We start from the raw sequence: 22,574 nt of genomic DNA on the forward strand, positions 1-22,574 counted from the left end.
GCTTTAACTTTATTCAGGAGAAGTCCCACTTCTTCTGAACATAGTTAAAAATCCTTTCAAAACTTGATTTATATCAAGGAAACTTTTTGCTTTCAACTATATGATAAGGATAACATATTTAATCAGAATAATGACTATATAATGACTCTTATTTTGCCTATTTTTACGGCTTTTTTTTGGAAACTCCCAATGTAAGCACTTTACTAGAAAATAGTTGGAAATAGGGTATAGTATGGGTAGATGTCATATTTCTGTGAAATACAAATTGTCTATGTAAATATTACAACGTGTAATATGGAGGCTAATTAAAAATGGATAATCAACTAAAGAAAAATGTGTGGGAGTCATTCTATGGCCCAAATATGGGTTATGTTTTTGACATGTATGAAAAATACAAGAATGATCCTAGTTCAGTAGACTCATCTGTGAAAGCGCTTTTTGAAGAACTTGGACCACCACCGGCAGATGAGCAAGCAGCGACAGCAGAGTTAGTAAGTGAGGGTATCTCACCGAAAACAATCAAAACGATTACATCCGGAGCAAAATTAATTAGAAGCATTCGTGCATACGGGCACTTAGCCGCTGATATTTATCCGCTTCGCACTAGACCGAAGCCAGATACCAGCTTTTTAGAGCCTGGTTATTATAATCTTACAAAAGAAGATTTAATGGATATTCCAGCGACATATATTTGGGAAGAAGCTCCTCCATTTGTTCATACTGGATGGGACGCCTACGAGCATTTGAAATCTGTTTACACAAAAACCATTGCTTATGAATTTGGACATGTTGACCCTGAAGACGAAAGACAATGGTTAAGAGAGCAGGTTGAAATCAGAGGAGTAGGCTTAAAGCTTACTGCTGATGAAAAGAAACAACTTGCGGAGCGATTAATGAATGTTGATGGCTTTGAAAAGTTCTTACACAAAACGTTCGTTGGTCAAAAGCGTTTCTCAATCGAAGGATTAGATATGCTTGTACCAATGCTTGAACGATTAATCCAAGAGGGCAGTAGTGATGGTACCGACAATATTATGATCGGTATGGCTCACCGCGGCCGTTTAAATGTGCTAGCACATGTTCTTAATAAACCATACGAATTAATTTTCTCTGAATTCCACCATGCACCAAACAAAGATTTAATTCCTTCTGAAGGCTCAAGAGGAATTAACTATGGTTGGTCTGGGGACGTGAAATATCACTTAGGGGCTGACCGCAATTTTAAAGGACCTAAGGAACATACAACCCGAATTAATCTAGCAAACAACCCTAGTCACTTAGAGTTTGTAAACCCTGTTGTGCTAGGAATCACTCGTGCTGTACAGGACAATACGAGAAAAGCTGGCTACCCGGTTCAGGATAAGCAAAGTGCAATTAGTGTACTGATCCACGGTGACGCGGCATTCCCAGGTGAGGGTGTTGTAGCTGAATCATTGAACTTAAGCAGATTAAAAGGATACGAAACGGGCGGATCGGTTCATATCATTGCCAATAATATGGTTGGTTTTACAACAAATAATACAGATTCTCGTTCAACTCGTTTTGCAAGTGACCTTGCAAAAGGATATGAGATTCCAATTGTACGTGTCAATGCGGACGATCCGGAAGCTTGTCTTGCGGCAATTCATTTTGCATATGAATACCGTAAGCGTTTTGAAAAAGATATCTTAATTGATTTAGTTGGATACAGACGCTTTGGTCACAACGAAATGGATGACCCAAGTGTAACACAGCCATTATTGTACAAAATGATTGCAAATCATCCGGTAATCGCTGATAAGTATGGAAATGACCTAGTTGCTGAGAACGTAACAACAGTTGAAGAACTTTCACAAAAACGTGACGATTTCATGCAAAGTCTTCAATCTATTTTTGACGATTTTGTGGAAAATGAAGAGCGTGTGAAGCCGAAGAAGCCGAAAGCTTTATCAGCTATTCCAGAATTCGATACGACAGTACCTGCTGATCTTTTACGCAGCATGAATAAAGGATTATTACAATGGCCAAAATCCATAACTGTTTATCCAAAGCTTGAGAGAATTTTAAAACGCCGTGAAACAGCATTGGATGAAGAGAATAAGGTAGACTGGGCATTGGCTGAAACACTAGCATTCGGATCAGTACTTGCGGAAGGAAAAACAGTTCGATTAACTGGTCAGGATAGTGAAAGAGGGACTTTTGCCCATCGTCATGTTGCCTTAAATGACTATGAAACTAATGAAAAATATGTTCCGTTACACAATATTCCAGAAGCAAAAGCTTCATTCTCAATCTATAACAGCCCATTATCTGAATCTGCTGTTCTTGGATTTGAATACGGTTATAGTGTTCAAGATGAGAATGCGCTTGTCCTTTGGGAAGCACAGTTTGGTGACTTTGTAAACGTAGCACAGCCGATTATTGACCAATTCATTTCATCAGGTCATGCGAAATGGGGACAAAAATCAGGTCTTGTGATGCTTTTACCACATGGATACGAAGGACAAGGTCCAGAGCACTCAAGTGGTAGAGTGGAACGTTTCTTAAATGCAGCTGGGGAAAATAATTGGATTGTTGCGAACGTAACAAGCGCTTCACAATATTTCCATTTATTAAGAAGACAATCATTGCTTACTTCAACTGATGAAGCAAGACCATTGATTGTAATGACTCCAAAGAGTCTACTTCGCCATCCACAAACAGCTTCATCACTAGCTGATTTAACGAATGGAAGCTTCAAGCCATTACTTGAACAGCCAGGAATGGGAACTGAGAAAGAGAAAGTCACTCGCTTAATACTTTGTACTGGTAAAGTTGCAATTGACTTAGCAACAGAAGCTGCTAATTTACCTCCTGAACAAGCACAAAGCTTGCATATTGCTAGAGTGGAACAAATGTATCCATTCCCTAAGCAAGAACTAGAGGAATTAGTAAGCCAATATCCAAACCTACAAGAAGTTGTTTGGGTTCAAGAAGAGCCTAAGAACATGGGTGCGTGGCCAGCTCTACAACCAGTATTAATGGACATTTTATCTGAAGAAATTAAACTAGATTATATTGGTAGACCGAAGCGTTCAAGTCCAGCTACGGGCGACCCAGATATTCATAAACAAGAACAAGCTTGGATTATGCAGGATGCATTGCTTATAGAAAAAGGAGGGAATCAGCAATGATCGAAATCAAAGTTCCAGAACTAGCTGAATCCATTACAGAAGGAACAATTGTTGAATGGTTAAAAAAAGAAGGCGAACTTGTTAACAAAGGTGAGTCCATCGCTGAACTTGAAACAGATAAAGTAAACGTTGAAATTAACAGTGAACATACAGGTGTTATCAAAGAATTCTTATTCAACCCAGGTGATAATGTTGAAGTAGGTCAAGTTATTGCAAAGCTTGATGAAAATGGTTCAGAATCAAGCGCAGCAAGTCCTGCGCCAGAAGCAGCACCTGCTGGAGAGCCTCAAGCGGCAGCTTCAGAAGCAAAACAAGAACCTGTTGCGGCTGAATCAGCTGCAGAGAAGGGCAAGCAAGCAATTGCTTCTCCTGCAGCTAGAAAACGCGCAAGAGAGCTTGGTATTGACTTGAACGAAGTTCCATACAAAGATCCACTTGGACGCGTTCGAGTTGAAGGAGTAGAAGCTTACAAGCAAGTACAAGCTGCTCCAACACCAGCTCCTGCAGCAAAACAGCCTGCAGCAGCACCAGTTGTAAATGACGACCCACGTGTAGAACGTATTAAAATGTCCAGACGTCGTCAAACAATTGCAAAAAAACTTGTTGAAGCACAACATACAGCAGCAATGCTAACAACATTTAATGAAGTTGATATGACAGCTGTTATGGATGTAAGAGCTCGTCGTAAAGATGCTTTCTTCAAAAAGCATGGTGTGAAACTTGGCTTCATGTCATTTTTCACAAAAGCAGTTATCGGAGCACTTAAGCAGTATCCATACGTAAATGCTGAAATTCAAGGGAATGAAATTGTTCTTAAGAACTTCTATGACATTGGTATTGCGGTTTCTGCAGAAGAAGGTTTAGTTGTACCAGTTGTACGTAATGCAGATACATTAAGCTTTGCAGGTATTGAAGCTGAAATCGGTCGACTTGCAGTTAAAGCAAGAGACAATAAATTAGGATTAAGCGACCTTCAAGGTGGAACATTCACCATCACAAATGGTGGAACATTCGGTTCCCTAAACTCAACACCAATTATTAACGCACCACAGGTTGGTATTTTGGGAATGCACAAAATCCAAAGACGCCCTGTTGTTGTAGATAATAATGATACTGTTGAAGTACGTCCAATGATGTATGTGGCATTATCTTATGACCACAGAATCATTGACGGTAAAGATGCTGTTGGATTCCTTGTAAAAGTAAAAGAACTATTAGAAGATCCAGAAGACCTATTATTAGAAGGTTGATTAAATAGTACGGGAAGAAAAGACGTATGAATTGGCATACGTCTTTTCTTTATTTACCAAGGTTTCTAACCGGGGATCGGGTTGTACCTGAACCGATAATTAGACGGAGAAATTCCGCTTAATGCGTAATTATTATTAAAAAGGTCTAAATAAACGGAAAGATTCCGTCTATTGACTTGAAATATGTAGAAATGGAGGGACTTGACTTGAATAGTCGGAAAAACTCCCCTTATATACCCCGAAACGAGCTCCATTTTGCATTTAACCGGAAACCTCCGCTTATTTTGTTTTTTACTCGATCATGAAAAAAACGCTGCTTTCCAGTAGGAAAACAGCGTCTAGTGTATATAGCTCGATCGCCCGGACAAGGCGATTGCATTCAATTTTAGATAACTCCGTGAGCGATCATTGCGTCAGCTACTTTTAAGAAGCCAGCGATGTTAGATCCGTATACAAGGTTTCCTGGATGACCGTATTCTTCAGCAGCATCCATGCTGTGACGGTAGATGGAAGCCATTATGTCTTGTAGCTTGCTGTCCACTTCTTCAAATGTCCAAGCAAGTCTCATGCTATTTTGTGACATTTCAAGAGCAGAAACAGCAACTCCGCCAGCATTAACTGCTTTCCCAGGTCCGAATAGCACATGGCTTTCAAGGAATAAATCAACTGCTTCTAATGTGGAAGGCATGTTTGCACCTTCACCAACTGCTTTTACTCCATTTGAAATAAGAGTTTGTGCAGAATCACTATCAATTTCATTTTGGGTTGCACACGGTAGTGCAATATCACAAGGAATTGACCATATACCAGAGCAGCCTTCAACATATTCTGCTTCTGGGTGCTCTAACACATATTCCTTTATACGTTTACGCTCTACTTCTTTGATGCGTCTGATTGTTTCTAAGTCTAAGCCATTTTCATCGTAGATATAGCCGTTTGAGTCACTACATGCAATAACCGTTGCGCCAAGCTGTTGAGCTTTTTCAATCGCATAAATAGAAACATTACCAGAACCTGAAACAACTACTGTGCTTCCTTCGAAAGAAAGACCTTGTTCTTTAAGCATTTCCTCAACAAAGTAGACAGTTCCGTAGCCTGTTGCTTCCGTACGAGCTAAACTACCGCCATACCCAAGTCCTTTTCCAGTAAATACACCTGCTTCAAAACTGCCGCGCAGCCTTTTGTATTGACCGAACATGTAGCCAACTTCTCTTGCACCTACACCGATATCCCCAGCTGGAACATCGATGTCCGGTCCAATATGTCTGGTTAGTTCTGTCATAAAGCTTTGTGTAAAACGCATGATTTCATTTTCTGATTTACCTTTTGGATCAAAATCAGATCCACCTTTTCCTCCACCAATTGGTAGACCAGTTAAGGAGTTTTTAAGAATTTGTTCAAAGCCGAGAAACTTGATGATACTTGCATTAACGGAAGGGTGGAAACGCAAACCGCCTTTATACGGGCCAAGTGCAGAGTTAAACTGAACACGATAGCCACGATTTACATGAATTTGACCTTGGTCATCTACCCAAGGTACACGGAATGTAATCATTCTTTCCGGTTCAACGATTCTTTCCAAAATAGCGTGTTGCATATATTTTGGATTCTTAGCAAATACAGGTACAAGCGATAGGAAAATTTCTTTCACCGCCTGATGAAACTCTGGTTCATGAGGATTTCTCTTCTTAACCTCCTCATATACTTTGTTCATATAATCGGTAGCTTGTTTTAACTCTGGTACAGGAATAGACTGTTCGATCATAGCCATCGTGTACATTCACCCTTTCTTTGCTATATATTTGTTAGTACATAATCAACGGACAATAAATTTTTTGTTAATTCTTGATATTAATTATTTTATAATGAATAATTAATCTAAACAATATTAATAAAAGATATAATTGATGCCGAAATTAGATGGATGGAGGAGGAAGCCCAGTGGAACTCAGACAACTGACCTATTTTATTGAAGTCGCTAAGCGAGAACATGTGACGGAAGCGGCAAATTCAATGCATATTGCCCAATCAGCTGTTAGCAGGCAGTTATTCAATCTTGAAGCTGAATTAGGTGTAGATTTATTTATACGTGATGGACGAAATGTGAAACTAACGGCAATTGGAAAAGTTTTTTTAGATCATGTCGAGCAGGCATTAAATGTCTTAGATAATGCAAAACGTGAGATTGAAGAATATTTGGATCCAGAACGCGGGACAATTCGGATTGGATTTCCAAGTAGCCTAGCTGCTCATACACTGCCAACAGTTGTATCCGCATTTCGAGATAAACATCCGCAAGTGAAATTTTCATTGTCACAAGGTAATTACTATTCATTAGTGGAGCGAGTGAAGACTGGAGAGATTGATATGGCCTTGCTTGGACCTGTACCAAACCAGGAAAAGAAACTCATCGGAACCACTTTATTTACCGATAAAATGGTAGCACTTTTGCATCGCTCACACCCACTGTCTTCCAATAAATCATTAAGTCTTAGTCAGTTAAAGGAAGAGCAATTTGTATTATTTCCTAATGGCTTTGTGTTACGGGATATAATCGTAAAAGCATGTAACCAACTCGGGTTTCAGCCGACTGTTACCTTTGAGGGAGAAGATATTGATGCAATCAAGGGACTTGTGTCTGCGGGACTTGGAATCACAATCATACCTGAAGCCACCTTGGTAGAAAATATTCCACATTCGACTGTGAAATTACCGATTGTTCACCCAGAGGTGACCCGTTCAGTTGGCGTTATTATTCCCAAAGAGCGAAAATTGCTACCAACAGAACAGATCTTTTATGAGTTTTTAAAGGATTATTTTTCATTTTTGGACAAGTTTCAATATTAATCCTCGTTGTATTTCCTCGGAAATAGGAGAATATTGTCGGTTAATGGGGAGCCAAGGGGGCTCCTCATTTCGTTTTATCCTACTAATTTCAAGCCGACTGCTGAACTGATGATAAGACCAATAAATACGAATCGTTTCCAGTCTTTTGGCTCGCCATATAGGAGCATTCCTAAGATGGCTCCCCCTGAAGCACCAATCCCAGTCCATACGGCATATGCTGTGCCCATGGGCAAAGATTTCATTGCAATGCTTAGAAACAGGAAACTTCCGCCGAAAGCGGCAAGGAGTAAAACAAAGGATTTCCAGTTATTCTTTTTATGAAATTGATTGATCATCACGACTCTTAACATTTCTAAAAGTCCAGCAAGTATAAGCGATAACCATGCCATTATCCTTCAACTCCTTGTGTATTTTCCTCTTTTGTAACAAGCTTTAGCCCAATAACACCTACTAATTGCAGACCAATTAATAGAAGCTTTGTTAATTTGACAGGCTCGTTAAAAATAATATCTCAGATAAAACTGTTCCTGCGGTACCAAGCCCAACAACAAAAACAGCGTAAACAGTTCCGACCAGCAATTTTTTGCCAGCATCAATTAAAGCGTAAAAACTGATGAAAATGGCAATTGCTGTACCTGTCCATGTCCAAAAACTATCCGCATGCTTTAAGCCAATCACCCAAAACACTTCAAAAAATCCGCAAAAAAGACTTTCATCCATCCAAAGTTCATTTATAATTCCCCCTTAATAGATCGGTTATAAATAAAAAACCCGAGAGATTATAACAAATGTATAATCTCCCAGGCTTTTATCCCTCCGTGGCATAGCGAATTTGCTATGAGTTTTCTCTCGGACCAGACTAGCTATTAAGCTACGGAACCATAGAAAACCTTTTTATTCAACTCATGCGTTATACAATAGAAGCATTTTTGTAGAAAGAGGTAAAAATTACACATGATTGTATTTGGATGATAATGAATGTTTTTGGTTGATTTGTGAAATGGGTTTCAATATAATGAGAGTACAATCCGATCATTAAGGAAGTGACAGGATGTTAACTCCGGAAAGACATCAGTTTATTTTATCCTTATTAAAGGAACAAGGTGTAGTGAAGCTTCAAGAACTAGTCGAAAGAACGAATTCGTCGGAATCAACAATCCGCCGTGATTTAGTTCAGCTTGAAAATGAGAATAAATTAAGAAGGGTTCATGGCGGAGCGTCATTAGTCCAAGGAAGCCGAATGGAACCGACTTATATAGAAAAAACGGATAAGAACTTGAAGGAAAAAAGGGCAATAGCAAAATATGCGTCACAGGTTATTCATGATGGAGACTCCATTTATTTGGATGCTGGGACTACCACCTTGCAAATGATCCCTTTTCTTAATCAAGAAGGGCTAACGGTTGTAACCAATGGTGTCAATTTAATTGAACCTTTGCTTGAAAAAGGGATTGCAACTTACTTAATTGGTGGAATTGTAAAACCCCAAACAAAGGCATTGATTGGAAGTAGGGCATTATCGAGCTTAAACCTTTATCGGTTTGATAAATGCTTTTTAGGGGTGAATGGGATTGACATGAAGTATGGATTTACAACCCCAGACCCAGAAGAGGCATTAATCAAACAAACAGCTCTGTCCTTGTCAAAGGAGGCTTTTGTCTTAGCCGACCATTCTAAGTTCAACGAGGTTTCTTTTTCAAAAATATCTTCATTAACGGATGCTATTTTAATAACAGATGATGGGTTAACAAATAATGAGTTTAAATCCTATCAACAACATATCAACATAAAGGTCGTGACAACATGATTTACACGGTGACGTTAAATCCCTCCATCGATTATTTTATTGAGGTGGATGACTTTAACGTGGGAGAATTAAACCGCATTAAAAATGATCGAAAAAGCCCAGGTGGAAAAGGGATTAATGTTTCCACTGTCTTGCAAAATGTCGGAACGAAAAGTGTAGCATTAGGATTTATTGGCGGTTTTACAGGACAATTTTTGAATGATGCTTTAAAGGAAAGGAACATCAAGACTGACTTTATCGCTGTTGAAGGTGACACAAGAATTAATGTAAAGCTTCATTCAAATGTAGAGACTGAGATAAACGGATCAGGTCCGCAAATTACATCAACTGAACTAGAACAACTTTTAGACAAGTTTAATCATCTGCGAAAAGGGGATGTGCTGGTTCTTGCAGGGAGTATCCCTGCATCATTGCCAACGACCTTATATAAACAGGTAGCGAAAAACCTAAAGGACAAGCAGGTAAAAATCGTTGTGGACGCCACAAAGGATTTATTAGTAGAAGTGCTTCCCTTTAAACCGTTTTTAATCAAACCAAACCATCATGAACTTGCTGAAATATTTGATGTTGAAATAAACAATGCAGAAGAAGCCATCCCCTATGGGAAAAAGCTCATTGAAATGGGAGCCGAGCATGTCATTGTTTCAATGGCAGACAAGGGTAGCTTGCTATTTGTGGGGGATGAGGTCTATTTTGCAAACATTCCTGAAGGGAAGCTTGTTAGTTCAGTAGGCGCAGGCGATTCTGTGGTAGCGGGGTTTATTGCTTCATATTCAAAAAATCAAAATGCAATAGAGGCCTTTCGCTTTGGAGCAACTGCCGGCAGTGCAACGGCCTATTCAGAAGGATTGGCGACGGAAGAAAAGATAAATGAATTGATTTCACAGATACAGGTGAAAAAGTTATAGAAAGGAACATGCGGCATGAGAATTACAGACCTTTTGAAGAAGGATACAATCATTATTGAGCTTTCTTCTTCATCAAAGCTTGATGTTATCGATGAATTAGTCTCGAAGCTTGACGAAGCGGGACGTCTTCAAGATAAGGAACAGTATAAACAAGCGATATTAACAAGGGAGAGCCAAAGTACAACTGGAATTGGTGAAGGAATTGCGATTCCACATGCGAAGACGGCAGCGGTAAAAACACCTGCAATTGCATTTGGACGCTCAACGGCTGGGGTTGATTATGAATCATTGGATGGTCAGCCAAGTCATTTATTTTTCATGATTGCTGCAAGTGAAGGGGCAAATAATGCCCATCTTGAAACATTATCAAGCTTGTCCTCGTTGTTGATGGATGTTAGCTTTCGTGAAAAATTAATGAAGGTTCAATCTCCAGACGAGCTCATCGATGTCATTAATGAAAAAGAAAATGAGTCAAATGAAGAAGAAGTGCCAGTTGAGATAAAAGAAGGACAGAAAAAGGTTCTTGCGGTAACAGCTTGCCCAACTGGAATTGCCCATACGTATATGGCTGCAGACGCTTTAAAAGCGAAAGCAAAAGAGATGAAAATAGATTTTAAGGTCGAAACGAATGGTTCAACTGGTGTGAAAAATGCCCTTACTCAAGCAGAAATTGATGACGCGGTTGCCATCATTGTAGCAGCGGATAAACAGGTGGAAATGGCACGTTTTAACGGTAAAAAAGTGATACAGGTTCCGGTTGCTCAAGGAATTCGCAAACCCGAGGAATTGTTAACGAAGGCCATTAACCAGGATGCGCCAACCTACCATGCTGAGCAAACTACAAAGCAAAAGGCAGAAGGTGGAGAAAGAAGTGGCTTTTATAAGCACTTAATGAATGGTGTCTCCAACATGCTTCCGTTCGTTGTTGGTGGCGGGTTGTTGATTGCGATTTCATTCATTTTTGGGATTCATGCTTCTGACCCTGCGGATCCTTCCTATAATCCGATAGCAGGAGCACTCATGACAATCGGTGGTTCGAATGCTTTTCAATTAATGATTCCTGTGTTAGCTGGATTTATTGCAATGAGTATTGCGGACCGACCAGGATTAGCACCAGGTATGATTGGCGGCTTAATGGCGACAACAGGTGGAGCAGGATTTTTAGGCGGACTTATTGCCGGATTCCTTGCGGGTTATGTTGTGCTTCTAGTGAAGAAAGTATTTTCAGGTTTACCATCATCATTTGAAGGTCTTAAACCAGTATTGATTTATCCGTTCTTTGGGATTTTAATTACAGGCGTGGTTATGTATGTGCTTGTTGGACCATTAAAATCTGTGATGGACGGGTTGACTGCATGGCTTGAAGGTTTGGGAACAGGAAACTTAGTAGTGCTTGGATTAATTTTAGGCGGAATGATGTCGATTGATATGGGTGGACCAATTAATAAGGCTGCATTTACCTTTGGGATTGCAATGATTGATGCCGGGAATTATGCACCACATGCAGCAATTATGGCAGGTGGGATGACACCGCCACTAGGACTAGCTTTAGCGACAACACTCTTTAAAAATAAGTTTACAAAACAAGAACGTGAAGCTGGTAAAACAGCTTATTTCATGGGAGCATCGTTTATTACAGAGGGTGCAATTCCATTCGCGGCAGCTGACCCAGGAAGAGTAATCCCTTCTGCAGTCATTGGTTCTGCAGTAACGGGCGCTCTTACAATGCTGTTTGGAATCGGTTTGCCAGCTCCACATGGTGGAATTTTTGTGATTCCTTTTGTAACAGGTAGTTGGGCGTTATATGTACTTGCTATCATCATTGGCACAATCATAACAGCACTGTTAGTTGGATTCCTGAAAAAACCGATTAAATAAGAATAAAGACCCCGCGCTTAGTGCACGGGGTTATTTTTATGAGATTGGGGCATAAAAGAAAAATTTCGAGTAACAAAATAATTTGTCAAATTCAGGGGAAACGGCTTATAATTCGAAATAGGTAGAAGGAAGTCATAAGGAGAGAATAAGATGATTCAACGCTTTTTTACATATTACAAGCCACACCGGACGCTGTTTCTAATTGATTTCAGCTGTGCGGTTATTGTTGCGTTATTAGAGCTTGCCTTTCCGCTCGCGGTGCAATGGTTCATTGATAAACTCTTGCCAACCAAAGACTGGTCCGCAATCGTCTGGGTAAGCATAGGTTTGTTAGTTTTATATTTAGTTAGTTCGGGACTGCAATTTATCGTGGGCTATTGGGGACATAAGCTCGGAATTAATATTGAAACCGATATGAGGCAACAGCTATTCCAGCATGTCCAAAGGCAATCGTTTCGCTTTTTCGATAATACAAAAACAGGTCATGTAATGAGTAGGATTACGAATGATTTATTTGATATTGGTGAGCTTGCCCACCATGGACCTGAGGATTTATTCATCGCCATCATGACCTTTGTCGGTGCATTTTGGATTATGCTAACGATTAATGTGAAGCTTGCGTTAATTGCAATCATTGTTGTACCATTTTTAATTTGGCTGATTGCCTATTCGAATGTTCGTATGAATCGTGCGTGGAAGTCGATGTATAGTAATATTGCAGATGTCAATGCACGGGTTGAGGACAGCGTTGCTGGGGCGCGAGTGGTCCAATCCTTCACAAATGAAGAATTCGAGATCTCTAGGTTTAAGGTAGACAATCGTAAGTTCCGTCGCTCTAAGCTTGGTGCCTATAAGGTAATGGGATCAACATCTGCAGGGATCTACCTCATGACACGCTTGTTTGTATTAATAGTGTTAGTTGTCGGTGCATGGCTAAGCTTTAACGGGCAGCTTACATACGGGGAACTAGTCGGATTTGTACTGTACGTTAATGTTCTTTTTAAACCAATTGATAAAATAAGTGCCTTATTGGAGCTTTATCCAAAGGGGATGGCTGGGTTCAAACGGTTTACAGAGCTGCTTGATATGGAGCCAGAGGTGGAGGATGCAAAGGATGCAGTAGCAGTACCATCTCTTCGTGGTGATATCGCGTTTGACCATGTCACATTTGGTTATGATGAAAAGCAGGGACCGGTTTTAAAGAATATTAATCTAAAGGTTCATGCAGGAGAAACCGTGGCGTTTGTCGGACCATCTGGAGCAGGGAAAACGACGATTTGTTCATTAATTCCTCGTTTCTACGATGTTAATGGTGGTTCAATTTCAATTGACGGAATGGATATCCGAAAAATGACAAAGCAGTCATTGCGTTCCCAAATTGGAATCGTACAGCAGGATGTTTTCCTTTTCACAGGAACATTAAAGGAAAATATTGCGTACGGGATGCTAGGAGCAACGGATGAACAAATCGAGGAAGCAGCAAAGCGAGCGCATTTAGAAGAATTTATCGCAGGATTGCCAGATGGGTATGAGACACAGGTTGGAGAACGTGGACTTAAGCTATCAGGTGGTCAAAAGCAGCGAATTGCAATTGCAAGAATGTTCTTGAAAAATCCGCCAATCTTAATCTTGGATGAGGCCACTTCAGCATTAGATACAGAAACGGAACAAATCATTCAAAAAGCATTAACAGAGCTATCTAAGAATCGAACTACACTTGTCATTGCACATCGATTGGCAACAATCCGAAATGCAGACCGCATTGTAGTGGTGACGGAAGATGGCATCGCAGAACAAGGTGGACATGATGAACTGCTTGAAAAAGGTGGTATCTTCGCAAATCTACACCAGGTTCAGTATCAATCATAGGAAATAAAAAGACTCGTGCCGTTTTGGACACGAGTCTTTTTTAGTGTCAAGCTCCAGGCGTCATCGGATCGAGGTCATAAGCCAATCACTTCGGAAGGTAAAGTGCACCTTCTGTCAGTGCTTGTCTTATGCTTGTCACCGATAGCGGAAGCATTAAGCTTATTCTTATAATTTAAATGAACTTTTTAAAGAAACACTTCGGTTAAAGACAAGATGGTCTTTCGTTGTGTGCTTCGAATCCACATTGAAGTAGCCATGTCTAAAGAATTGAAACTTATCCTGTGGCTTTACATCTTTCATGTTAGGCTCAACGAAACCATTTAAAACCTCAAGGGAGTTTGGATTGACAAAATCAAGAAATGTTTTGTCGTCTTCTTCCTCATTTTCTTCCGCATCCAAAATAAGTGGCTCATAGAGACGGAATTCTGCAGGCACCGCTTGTGTAGCCTCAACCCAGTGAATCGTACCTTTTACCTTACGACCGGTAAAGCCAGTACCACTCTTTGTTTCAGGGTCGTACGTACAACGAAGCTCGACCACTTTTCCTTCCTCGTCCTTGATGACTTCTTCACATTTAATGAAGTATGCATGCTTTAGACGCACTTCATTACCAGGGAAGAGACGGAAATACTTTTTCGGCGGGTTTTCCATGAAATCCTCTTGTTCGATATAAATCTCACGAGAAAATGGAATTTGTCTGATTCCCATATCTGGATTTTCCGGGTTAATCTCCGCATCGAGCATTTCGACTTGTCCTTCTGGATAGTTCGTAATCACGACTTTGAGTGGATTGATGATACCCATTGTTCGTGGTGCTTTAAGCTTTAAATCTTCACGAACGAAATGCTCTAGCATTTGTGTATCAACAGTTCCGTTGTTTTTCGCAACCCCTAGTTCACGGCAGAAGTTGCGGATTGCTTCAGCTGTATACCCTTTTCGTCTTAGCCCAGAAATGGTAGGCATGCGTGGGTCATCCCAGCCATCAACATAAGATTCCTCAACAAGCTGCTTCAACTTACGCTTACTCATGACGGTATTTGTTAAATTGATGCGGCCGAATTCAATTTGTTGTGGCTTTTTCTCCATTTCGCAATGCTCAACTACCCAATTGTAAAAAGGACGTTGGTCCTCGAACTCAATCGTACAAATGGAGTGAGTTACACCCTCAATTGCATCCTCAAGTGGATGAGCAAAGGCATACAACGGATAGATGCACCATTTATCACCTGTATTATGATGAGTTGTATGAGAAATTCGGTAAATAACAGGGTCGCGTAAATTGATGTTCGGTGACTTCATATCAATTTTTGCACGTAACACTTTTTCTCCATTTTCGTACTTACCAGCGCGCATGTTTTCAAATAACTCAAGGTTTTCCTCGATTGAGCGGTCGCGATATGGACTTTCTTTTCCAGGCTCTGTGAGTGTTCCGCGATATTCACGGATCTCATCTGCGCTTAAATCATCCACATACGCAAGACCTTTTTTAATAAGTAAAACAGCGCGGTTATACATCTCTTCAAAGTAGTCCGATGCAAAAAATAAACCTTCCCAGTCATACCCAAGCCATTTTACATCCTCTTTAATCGCGTTCACAAATTCAATATCCTCTTTTAAAGGATTCGTATCATCAAAACGAAGGTTTGTTTTGCCTTTGAATTCATCTGCCAGGTCAAAATTCAGCACGATGGATTTAGCGTGTCCGATATGTAAGTATCCGTTTGGTTCTGGAGGAAAGCGCGTAACGACATGATCGCGTTTACCTGTTTCTAAATCGTCGATTATGATATTCCTAATAAAATTTGAAACATTATTATTCTCCACGGTCATAACCTCTTTCGTTATCCTGTACTGGACGCTCAATTATCATGATTGTCACACTTCTTTTTGAACATCCTATAATGGATGAATATATCATAAATCCAGAATAATTACCATTATTCTCATGTTTACCAAAGTTTGAGTTGATTATGAGGGTGTCTTTCAATTAAGATTTACTGTATGTGATTTTTTAACCATTGGAGCGAATGTTTATGGAGAAAAAGAGTGAAATTGTAGAGATCTGTTTGTTAGCGGGGAAAATCATGCTGGAAAGTGGTGCCGAGACGTATCGAGTTGAGGATACGATGAACCGGATGGCAGCAGCGTTTGGGATTTTAACGTCCCATAGTTATGTGACTCCTACCGCAATCATGTTTTCAGCTAGTCAGACAGAACCAACCAATTTAATCCGGATAAATGAACGGTCTACAGATTTAGAAAAAGTAACCATCACAAACAGCATTTCCCGCAAAATCAGCAGCGGGGATTTAACGCTTGAAGAGGCAAAAATGGAACTTGATGAACTTTCAAAAAAGGATCTTTCCTATCCAATTTGGATTCAAATTTTGGCATCAGCCATAGCTAGTGGCTGTTTTACAATCATGTTCTTTGGGACCTGGACGGATTTTTTACCAGCTTGTGTTGCAGGGGGAGTTGGCTTCGCCTTTTTTATCTTCATTCATAAGTTAATTCGAATCAAATTTTTTTCAGAGATTTTGGCTTCATTTTTGATAGGAATCGTTGCTTATCTTTTTATCATTACAGGGGTGGGGGCAGAGCTTGATAAAATTATCATAGGCTCTGTGATGCCACTTGTACCTGGTTTGTTAATCACCAATGCGATCAGGGATTTGATTGCGGGTCACCTTGTTTCAGGGCTCTCCAAAGGTGCAGAAGCATTTTTAACTGCACTAGCAATTGGTACCGGGATTGCTGTTGTGCTCGCTATTTTCTAATCTGAAAGGAGTTTATTATGCTTTCCCATTTGGTTACAAGCTTAATTGCTTCAAGTACATTTGGAATCATATTCAACGTTCCGAAAAGGTCTCTTATAAAATGTGGACTTGTGGGAATGTTGGGTTGGATGTTATATATCCTATTATTTTGGCAAGGGGTTGATGCGGTTTATGCAACGCTTGCTGCCTCTGTTTTAGTTGGAATCATCAGCCATATCTTTGCAAAAACATATAAAAACCCAGTGATTATCTATAGTATTGTCGGAATTATTCCATTGGTACCCGGTGGAATTGCATATAATGCGATGCGGAATTTTGTTGAAAATGACTATTCCACGGCTTTATCGCTTGCGGCAAGAGCGTTTATGATCTCAGGTGCAATTGCATTCGGGCTCGTCATATCAGAGGTGCTAAATCAGTTGATTATTAGAAGAAGAAAAAAAGAGAAGCTTCCAGGATCTTGAATTCCAGGAGGTTTTTTTAGGCTCGGGTTAGTTTTTAGCTAAAGTCGATAGAAAAAAAGTCCTTTAAAGATTCGTGAAATTTAAAGGATTTTTTGCATATTCATAGAAAATAAGGATTAGAAAACCCATTTAGATACTTAAACACCATCTTTCATCTCAGAAAGGAGACGTGTATGAGCAAAAACGACGGCATTTACGATGATTTATCAAAGGACATGACGTATGGGGATTATCTTCAGTTAGATTCTTTGCTTTCAAGCCAGCATCGCCTTTCTAAGCACCATGATGAGATGCTGTTTATCATCATCCACCAAACAAGTGAGCTTTGGATGAAGCTAATTTTGCATGAGGTCAATGCTGCGAAAACATCGATTTTAAAAAATGATCTCGAACCAGCGTTTAAAATGCTATCAAGGGTCTCTCGAATCCAGCAGCAATTGATTCAATCCTGGGATGTTCTATCAACGTTAACACCTTCGGAATATATGGAATTTAGGGGGACACTCGGAAAGTCTTCAGGCTTCCAATCCTATCAAAATCGGTTAATCGAGTTTTCTTTCGGCCATAAGAAACCGAATGTGCTAGGTGTCTATAAGCATCAACCCGAAGTTTACAAACAGGTCGAGTCTGCACTTAAAGAAAAAAGCATTTACGATGCAGCCATTCTAGCCCTTTCAACACGGGGCTTTAAAATTGACAAAGCATGCCTTGTGCGGGATTGGACAAAGGACTACAAAGCGAATGAAAGTGTCGAACAGGCCTGGTTAGAAGTCTATCAAAATATAGATAAGTATTGGGATTTTTACGAGCTTGCGGAGAAGCTAGTAGATATTGAAGCCCACCAGCAGAAATGGCGCTATAACCACATGATTACCGTTGAAAGAATTATCGGTTATAAGAGGGGGACAGGTGGATCTGCAGGAGTTGAATATTTGAAGCAGGTCACCAACCATCGTTTTTTCCCAGAGCTGTGGAGTATACGGACGAGATTATAGAAGGAGCATACCTAAACAATGGATATTCAAATTCAAGCTGTTTCAAAAGAGGAAGAAGATGTTTTACATCATCTCATGCAATATTATATTTACGAATTTACCCAGTATATGAGTAGTATACGGATTAATGAAGATGGACGTTTTGAAAGGTTTGATCTTGATGTCTACTGGACGGATCGTAATCATCATGCATATTTTGTAAAAGTGGATGGTTTGCTTGCAGGCTTTGTATTAATGCAAAGTCAAACGGAAGAGGAGCCTAATTCGATAGAAGAATTTTTTATAATGAGAGGCTACGAGGGAAAAGGAATCGGATCAAATGTTGCCGAGAAGATCTTTGCTAAGTATCCTGGCAAGTGGTATGTACAACAGTCGGAAAAGAATGAACGAGCCCGGACTTTTTGGAGAAATATCATTTCAAAATGTACAAAGGGTAACTATGAGGAACGATTTGATGAAAGAAACTGTTCGATTCAGGAGTTTATCATTTAAGAGCGATTGATGTAACCGGAAAAAGAAAATTAGCGGAGGTTTTCCGGTTAAATACAGAATGGAACTCGTTTAGGGATAAATAAAGGGAGTGTTTCCGACTATACAAAGAAATACCTCGCATTTTCGCATTTTCTGAGTCAATAGGCGGAATCTCTCCGTCTATATGAGCGTTTTTTAACGATAATTCCAAATTAGGCGGAATTTTTCCGTCTATTTATCAGCCCTAGCGCTTAACCAGGGCATTCATTAGGCAAACTCCTTACTTTAGGATAAACTCATCAAAAGGCAAGTAATAAACGGGATAATTCTTAAGCTCCTCAAAGCCAATTTTTTTCGCAATCACGATGGAGTCTTTACGAAACGACTCTGTTGTCCAGTGCGGGTTTCCACCTCGACTTAAGCATTCCTTGATAAATGCACTTGCCATTGCGGTCGCTAGCCCTTTGCCACGGTGGCTGGGCTCATAAGTGTTAATTCCAATCTCGTATTCATTTTTCGAAACAAAGACGGACAGACAAGTCCCAATTACGGTTGAACCTTGAACGACGGCATAGCCAAAGCCTTTTTGAAAAAATGACTCCAGGGATTCGCCCCAAAACTTAATGACTTCATTTCTCACAATGTGAACTTCATCCCAATCCATTAACTCCCGGTTAATTGGTTTCATCTCATAACCCTTAGGAATTCCCTTCGTATCGTCTGGATTAAACCATTCTCGATGAAAAACAAACGGTACACGTTCACCTTTAAGAAGTGGAACTCGCATAAAAATGGATTCAATGGATCCATTCCAGTCATGGTTTGGGTAAATTTCTAGATTTAGTGTATCTTCCTCTGGAAGTGCCTCAAGCCGGACCACGGTTGCGATATATTCCTCAAGTGCCAAATTAAACTTCTCATTATCAACCTTCCCGCAAAGATAGAACATCTCATTTTTCGCCCAGATAAAAGCTGTCTTGGGATCAATTAGATTATCTACATAAATCTCTCCAGGGTTATTCCCATCGATGACTCCGTTGATAACTGGGTGGTTCTCTAACCCATGAAGGAGCGGTTTAACTTTTTCAAAGTAAATTTTTTCAAGCTTGGCAATCATTTTCCCCACAACCTTTATTAGACGATATTTGAATTAATTATAATGGATTCTGAGGATCCCTTAGAAGAATATTTTTTAAAACGTATAAAATTCCTTTTGTCCTTGAGAGAATTGTGTAAAATAAAGAGGAATGAAATGTAATGGAGGAAATGCCATGGTGACGATGAAGGAAATAGCGAGGCTGGCAAATGTCTCAAGCGCAACTGTTTCGCGGGTGTTGAATAATTCAGGATATGTGAGTGATGACGTTCGAAAACGAATTTTAAAAATCATTGACGAAACAGGCTATATCCCAAGTGAACATGCAAAAGCGTTGCGGACAAAGCAATCCAATGTCATTGGTGTCATTTTACCAAAGTTGAGTACAGAGACAGCAAGTAGGATTGTCAATGGAATTAGTGAAGAATTGGCAAAACACGGCTATCAAATCTTACTTACAAATACAAATCTTGATCCGAAAAAAGAAATTGAGTATGTGAAGCTTTTAAAAAGTAAACAGGTTGATGGAATCATTCTGCTTGCGACCAATCGGGGTGAGGAGCTTCTTAATGAAATTAACAAACTCCGGATTCCATTTGTTGCGACTGGTCAAGAGATGGAGGGTGTACCTTCTGTTATTAACAATAACTTCCAGGCCGCAAAGGAAATCACCAATCTTTTAATTGAAAAAGGTCATCGTAACATAGCTTTTATCGGTGTCGATGAGGCAGATTATGAGGTTGGCTATAAGCGTAAAGATGGATACTTAGCAGCATTAAAGGAAAACCAACTACCTGTTGTTGACCATTGGATTGGAAAGGCAGAATTCAGCATTGAATCAGGCTATTCGACGGCTAAGGAAATTTTTGAAGTTTCTTCTGAAAAACCGACTGCAATTGTTGGTGTTACAGATCGTTTGGCAATAGGGGCGATGGAATACCTGAAAGAACAGGGCTTGAAGGTTCCTAATGATGTCGCCTTAACTGGTATGGGGGCTTCTGATTTATCAAAGTATGTTCATCCGAAATTAACGACGATCGACTTTCTTAGTGAACATACTGGAGCTGAGGCGGCAAAGACATTGCTACGGATTTTACAGGAAGGGATTTCCTTAGAAAAAAAACAAATCGACTATAGACTAATAATTCGAGATAGTATATAATCAGTTTCGTGATGGGTGTGTAATCGATTACACACAACCATCCGATTTTTTTACAGCAATGTGTAATCGATTACCTAGTATATGTAATCGATACCACACAAACGCTATTTTTATAGGGGTGAAGAGTAAATGTCAGAAAATCGTCGAATTGCTGAAGAAATTATCGAGGCAGTTGGGGGTCAAGAAAATATTCTCTCTGCTGCACACTGTGCAACAAGATTACGAATTATGGTTCAAGACAAAGAAAAAATCAATCAAGAAAAAGTTGAAAATGTAGATAAGGTGAAAGGAGCATTCTTTAATTCAGGTCAATTCCAGGTCATTCTGGGTACAGGAACAGTAAACCGCATTTATGAAGAGGTTGAAAAGATTGGAATTGAAACAACAACAAAAGCAGACCAATCAAAAGAAGCCGCGAAAAGCGGGAATGTCTTTCAACGAGCTGTAAGGTCATTCGGTGACGTGTTTGTCCCGATTATTCCGGCACTAGTTGCAACAGGTCTTTTCATGGGTGTTCGTGGATTAGTGATGCAAGAGCAAATTCTAGCATGGTTTGGTTTAACAACTGCTGATATCTCACAAAACTTCATTTTATTTACACAAATCTTAACAGATACTGCGTTTATTTTCTTACCTGCTCTAGTAGCATGGTCAACATTCCGTGTATTTGGAGGGAATCCAACAATCGGACTTGTACTCGGACTCATGCTTGTAAGCCCATCCTTGCCAAACGCTTGGGGAGTAGCTGGAGGTGATGTGGATCCAATAAAATTCTTTGGATTCATCCCGGTAGTAGGTTACCAAGGTTCCGTTATCCCAGCCTTTATCACAGGTATTGTAGGTGCAAAGCTTGAAAAATGGATTCGTAAACGTGTTCCAGAAGCACTAGATTTAATTGTAACACCATTTTTAACATTACTTATCATGATTGCATTAGCCCTGTTTGCAATCGGACCAGTATTCCACACAGTTGAAAATATCATTTTAGACGCTACAGTAGCAGTACTTGAATGGCCATTTGGTTTAGCGGGATTAATTATCGGATTCCTTAATCAAATTATCGTTATTACAGGTGTTCACCATGTCTTTAACCTATTAGAGATTCAATTACTTGAAAAATTCGGCTTCAACCCATATAACGCAATCGTGACATGTGCAGTTGCAGCACAAGGCGGAGCAGCGTTAGCAGTAGGGTTAAAAACAAAATCTGTAAAATTAAAAGCTTTAGCATTACCATCAACATTATCTGCCTTTTTAGGTATCACAGAACCAGCTATTTTTGGGGTAAACCTTCGTTATGTGAAACCATTTATCATGGGACTTATTGGTGGTGGTGTAGGAGGTTTCTTGGCCTCAATCCTTGGACTTAAAGCAACAGGGATGGCAATCACGGTAATCCCGGGAACATTGCTTTATTTAAACGGACAAATTTTACTCTATATCTTAGTGAACGTAGTAGCAATTGCAGTTGCCTTCATTCTTACTTGGATGTTTGGGTACTCAGATAAAATGCAAGAAAAATAAGAAATGTGCAAGGCGCCCCAATTCCAGCTAAGGGCAGGCACGTCCTGTGCCTAACGCTGGAATCCTTGCCGTCCTGGCAGAGACGACAAGCATAAGACGAGCGCTGANNTGGCTTAGACCAGAGAGCTGATGGCACCTGAAACTAGACAAAAACAGAGGGCAAGTAATCTTTACTTGCCTTCTTTACGTAAGGAGTACATCATGAATCAGCATGAATTAATCGAAAAAGCAAATCAGGAAGTTTTACGAAATAGGGAGAAGGTAGAAAATGATCCGTACCGTTTGCGATTTCACTTGATGCCACCGGCGGGTTTGCTTAATGACCCAAATGGGTTCATTCAGTATAAGGGAGTTTACCATCTCTTTTACCAATG

The 22,574-nt window shown here is 39.9% G+C and carries 18 protein-coding genes, 1 pseudogene and 1 riboswitch; of the genes and pseudogenes, 14 read left to right on the forward strand and 5 right to left on the reverse strand.

Translation table 11 applies throughout. The features are described 5' to 3' along the window. Positions 1–311: 311 nt before the first annotated feature. Both V7147_RS04365 and odhB read left to right on the forward strand, forming a co-directional pair. The gene (locus V7147_RS04365) at positions 312–3,152 is read left to right on the forward strand and encodes a 2-oxoglutarate dehydrogenase E1 component (RefSeq protein WP_335366641.1); all 2,841 of its coding nucleotides are present in this window, start codon (positions 312–314) and stop codon (positions 3,150–3,152) included. Further along, the gene (odhB, locus tag V7147_RS04370) at positions 3,149–4,402 is read left to right on the forward strand and encodes a 2-oxoglutarate dehydrogenase complex dihydrolipoyllysine-residue succinyltransferase (protein ID WP_335366642.1); all 1,254 of its coding nucleotides are present in this window, start codon (positions 3,149–3,151) and stop codon (positions 4,400–4,402) included. Before V7147_RS04365 ends, odhB begins: the two co-directional genes overlap by 4 nt. A 385-nt stretch (positions 4,403–4,787) precedes the next feature. Here odhB and gdhA read toward each other — a convergent pair whose 3' ends face one another. Continuing rightward, on the reverse strand, positions 4,788–6,167 hold the full coding sequence (gdhA, locus tag V7147_RS04375; RefSeq protein ID WP_438824541.1) for an NADP-specific glutamate dehydrogenase: 1,380 nt from the start codon (positions 6,165–6,167) through the stop codon (positions 4,788–4,790). Between the two features lie 176 nt (positions 6,168–6,343). Between gdhA and V7147_RS04380 the strand changes: the two genes are divergently transcribed. Next, positions 6,344–7,249 carry a LysR substrate-binding domain-containing protein gene (locus V7147_RS04380; RefSeq protein WP_335366644.1) on the forward strand — a complete coding sequence of 302 codons (906 nt, stop codon included), beginning with the start codon at positions 6,344–6,346 and terminating at the stop codon, positions 7,247–7,249. A 74-nt stretch (positions 7,250–7,323) separates the two neighbouring features. On the opposite strand, the gene V7147_RS04385 is transcribed toward V7147_RS04380, so the two are convergent. Both V7147_RS04385 and V7147_RS04390 read right to left on the reverse strand, forming a co-directional pair. Next, positions 7,324–7,638: a DMT family transporter gene (locus V7147_RS04385; RefSeq protein ID WP_335366645.1), complete on the reverse strand. Its 315-nt coding sequence runs from the start codon at positions 7,636–7,638 to the stop codon at positions 7,324–7,326. After that, a pseudogene (locus tag V7147_RS04390) lies at positions 7,638–7,980 on the reverse strand (DMT family transporter). Before V7147_RS04390 ends, V7147_RS04385 begins: the two are co-directional and overlap by 1 nt. A 64-nt stretch (positions 7,981–8,044) precedes the next feature. Next, a riboswitch (guanidine-I (ykkC/yxkD leader) is annotated at positions 8,045–8,145 on the reverse strand. 155 nt (positions 8,146–8,300) lie between these two features. Here V7147_RS04390 and V7147_RS04395 point away from each other — a divergent pair. The 4 genes from V7147_RS04395 to V7147_RS04410 all read left to right on the forward strand — a co-directional run bounded on the left by V7147_RS04395 (position 8,301) and on the right by V7147_RS04410 (position 13,711). Further along, positions 8,301–9,056 (forward strand): DeoR/GlpR family DNA-binding transcription regulator, encoded by a 756-nt coding sequence (locus V7147_RS04395; RefSeq protein WP_335366646.1) that lies wholly within the window; start codon positions 8,301–8,303, stop codon positions 9,054–9,056. Next, positions 9,053–9,964 carry a 1-phosphofructokinase gene (pfkB, locus tag V7147_RS04400; protein WP_335366647.1) on the forward strand — a complete coding sequence of 304 codons (912 nt, stop codon included), beginning with the start codon at positions 9,053–9,055 and terminating at the stop codon, positions 9,962–9,964. Before V7147_RS04395 ends, pfkB begins: the two co-directional genes overlap by 4 nt. Before the next feature lie 15 nt (positions 9,965–9,979). Then, on the forward strand, positions 9,980–11,842 hold the full coding sequence (locus tag V7147_RS04405; protein WP_335366648.1) for a PTS fructose transporter subunit IIABC: 1,863 nt from the start codon (positions 9,980–9,982) through the stop codon (positions 11,840–11,842). A gap of 150 nt (positions 11,843–11,992) precedes the next feature. Next, a complete protein-coding gene (locus V7147_RS04410; RefSeq protein WP_335366649.1) occupies positions 11,993–13,711 on the forward strand; it encodes an ABC transporter ATP-binding protein in 1,719 nt (572 codons plus the stop codon). A gap of 165 nt (positions 13,712–13,876) precedes the next feature. On the opposite strand, the gene V7147_RS04415 is transcribed toward V7147_RS04410, so the two are convergent. After that, positions 13,877–15,541, reverse strand: coding sequence for a glutamine--tRNA ligase/YqeY domain fusion protein (locus V7147_RS04415; RefSeq protein ID WP_438824540.1), 1,665 nt, complete (start codon positions 15,539–15,541; stop codon positions 13,877–13,879). Between the two features lie 203 nt (positions 15,542–15,744). Between V7147_RS04415 and V7147_RS04420 the strand changes: the two genes are divergently transcribed. The 4 genes from V7147_RS04420 to V7147_RS04435 all read left to right on the forward strand — a co-directional run bounded on the left by V7147_RS04420 (position 15,745) and on the right by V7147_RS04435 (position 18,439). Further along, entirely contained in the window at positions 15,745–16,488 is a 744-nt protein-coding gene (locus V7147_RS04420) for a threonine/serine exporter family protein (protein WP_335366651.1), read from the forward strand. Positions 16,489–16,505: 17 nt separating this feature from the next. Continuing rightward, positions 16,506–16,952, forward strand: coding sequence for a threonine/serine exporter family protein (locus V7147_RS04425; protein ID WP_335366652.1), 447 nt, complete (start codon positions 16,506–16,508; stop codon positions 16,950–16,952). Positions 16,953–17,125: 173 nt separating this feature from the next. Continuing rightward, positions 17,126–17,947, forward strand: coding sequence for a tryptophan 2,3-dioxygenase (gene kynA / locus V7147_RS04430; RefSeq protein WP_335366653.1), 822 nt, complete (start codon positions 17,126–17,128; stop codon positions 17,945–17,947). A gap of 18 nt (positions 17,948–17,965) precedes the next feature. Then, on the forward strand, positions 17,966–18,439 hold the full coding sequence (locus V7147_RS04435) for a GNAT family N-acetyltransferase (protein WP_335366654.1): 474 nt from the start codon (positions 17,966–17,968) through the stop codon (positions 18,437–18,439). Between the two features lie 259 nt (positions 18,440–18,698). Here V7147_RS04435 and V7147_RS04440 read toward each other — a convergent pair whose 3' ends face one another. Next, positions 18,699–19,535 carry a GNAT family N-acetyltransferase gene (locus V7147_RS04440; RefSeq protein ID WP_335366655.1) on the reverse strand — a complete coding sequence of 279 codons (837 nt, stop codon included), beginning with the start codon at positions 19,533–19,535 and terminating at the stop codon, positions 18,699–18,701. Positions 19,536–19,689: 154 nt separating this feature from the next. Between V7147_RS04440 and V7147_RS04445 the strand changes: the two genes are divergently transcribed. The 3 genes from V7147_RS04445 to V7147_RS25175 form a co-directional block, all read left to right on the forward strand. Beyond that, on the forward strand, positions 19,690–20,676 hold the full coding sequence (locus V7147_RS04445; RefSeq protein WP_335366656.1) for a LacI family DNA-binding transcriptional regulator: 987 nt from the start codon (positions 19,690–19,692) through the stop codon (positions 20,674–20,676). Between the two features lie 129 nt (positions 20,677–20,805). Next, the gene (locus tag V7147_RS04450) at positions 20,806–22,200 is read left to right on the forward strand and encodes a sucrose-specific PTS transporter subunit IIBC (protein ID WP_335366657.1); all 1,395 of its coding nucleotides are present in this window, start codon (positions 20,806–20,808) and stop codon (positions 22,198–22,200) included. Positions 22,201–22,497: 297 nt separating this feature from the next. Then, on the forward strand, positions 22,498–22,574 hold a 77-nt coding region (locus V7147_RS25175), incomplete at its 3' end, for a hypothetical protein (RefSeq protein ID WP_438824542.1).

Source organism: Bacillus sp. JJ1521, from assembly GCF_036965165.1.
Classification (GTDB): domain Bacteria; phylum Bacillota; class Bacilli; order Bacillales; family Bacillaceae_L; genus Ferdinandcohnia.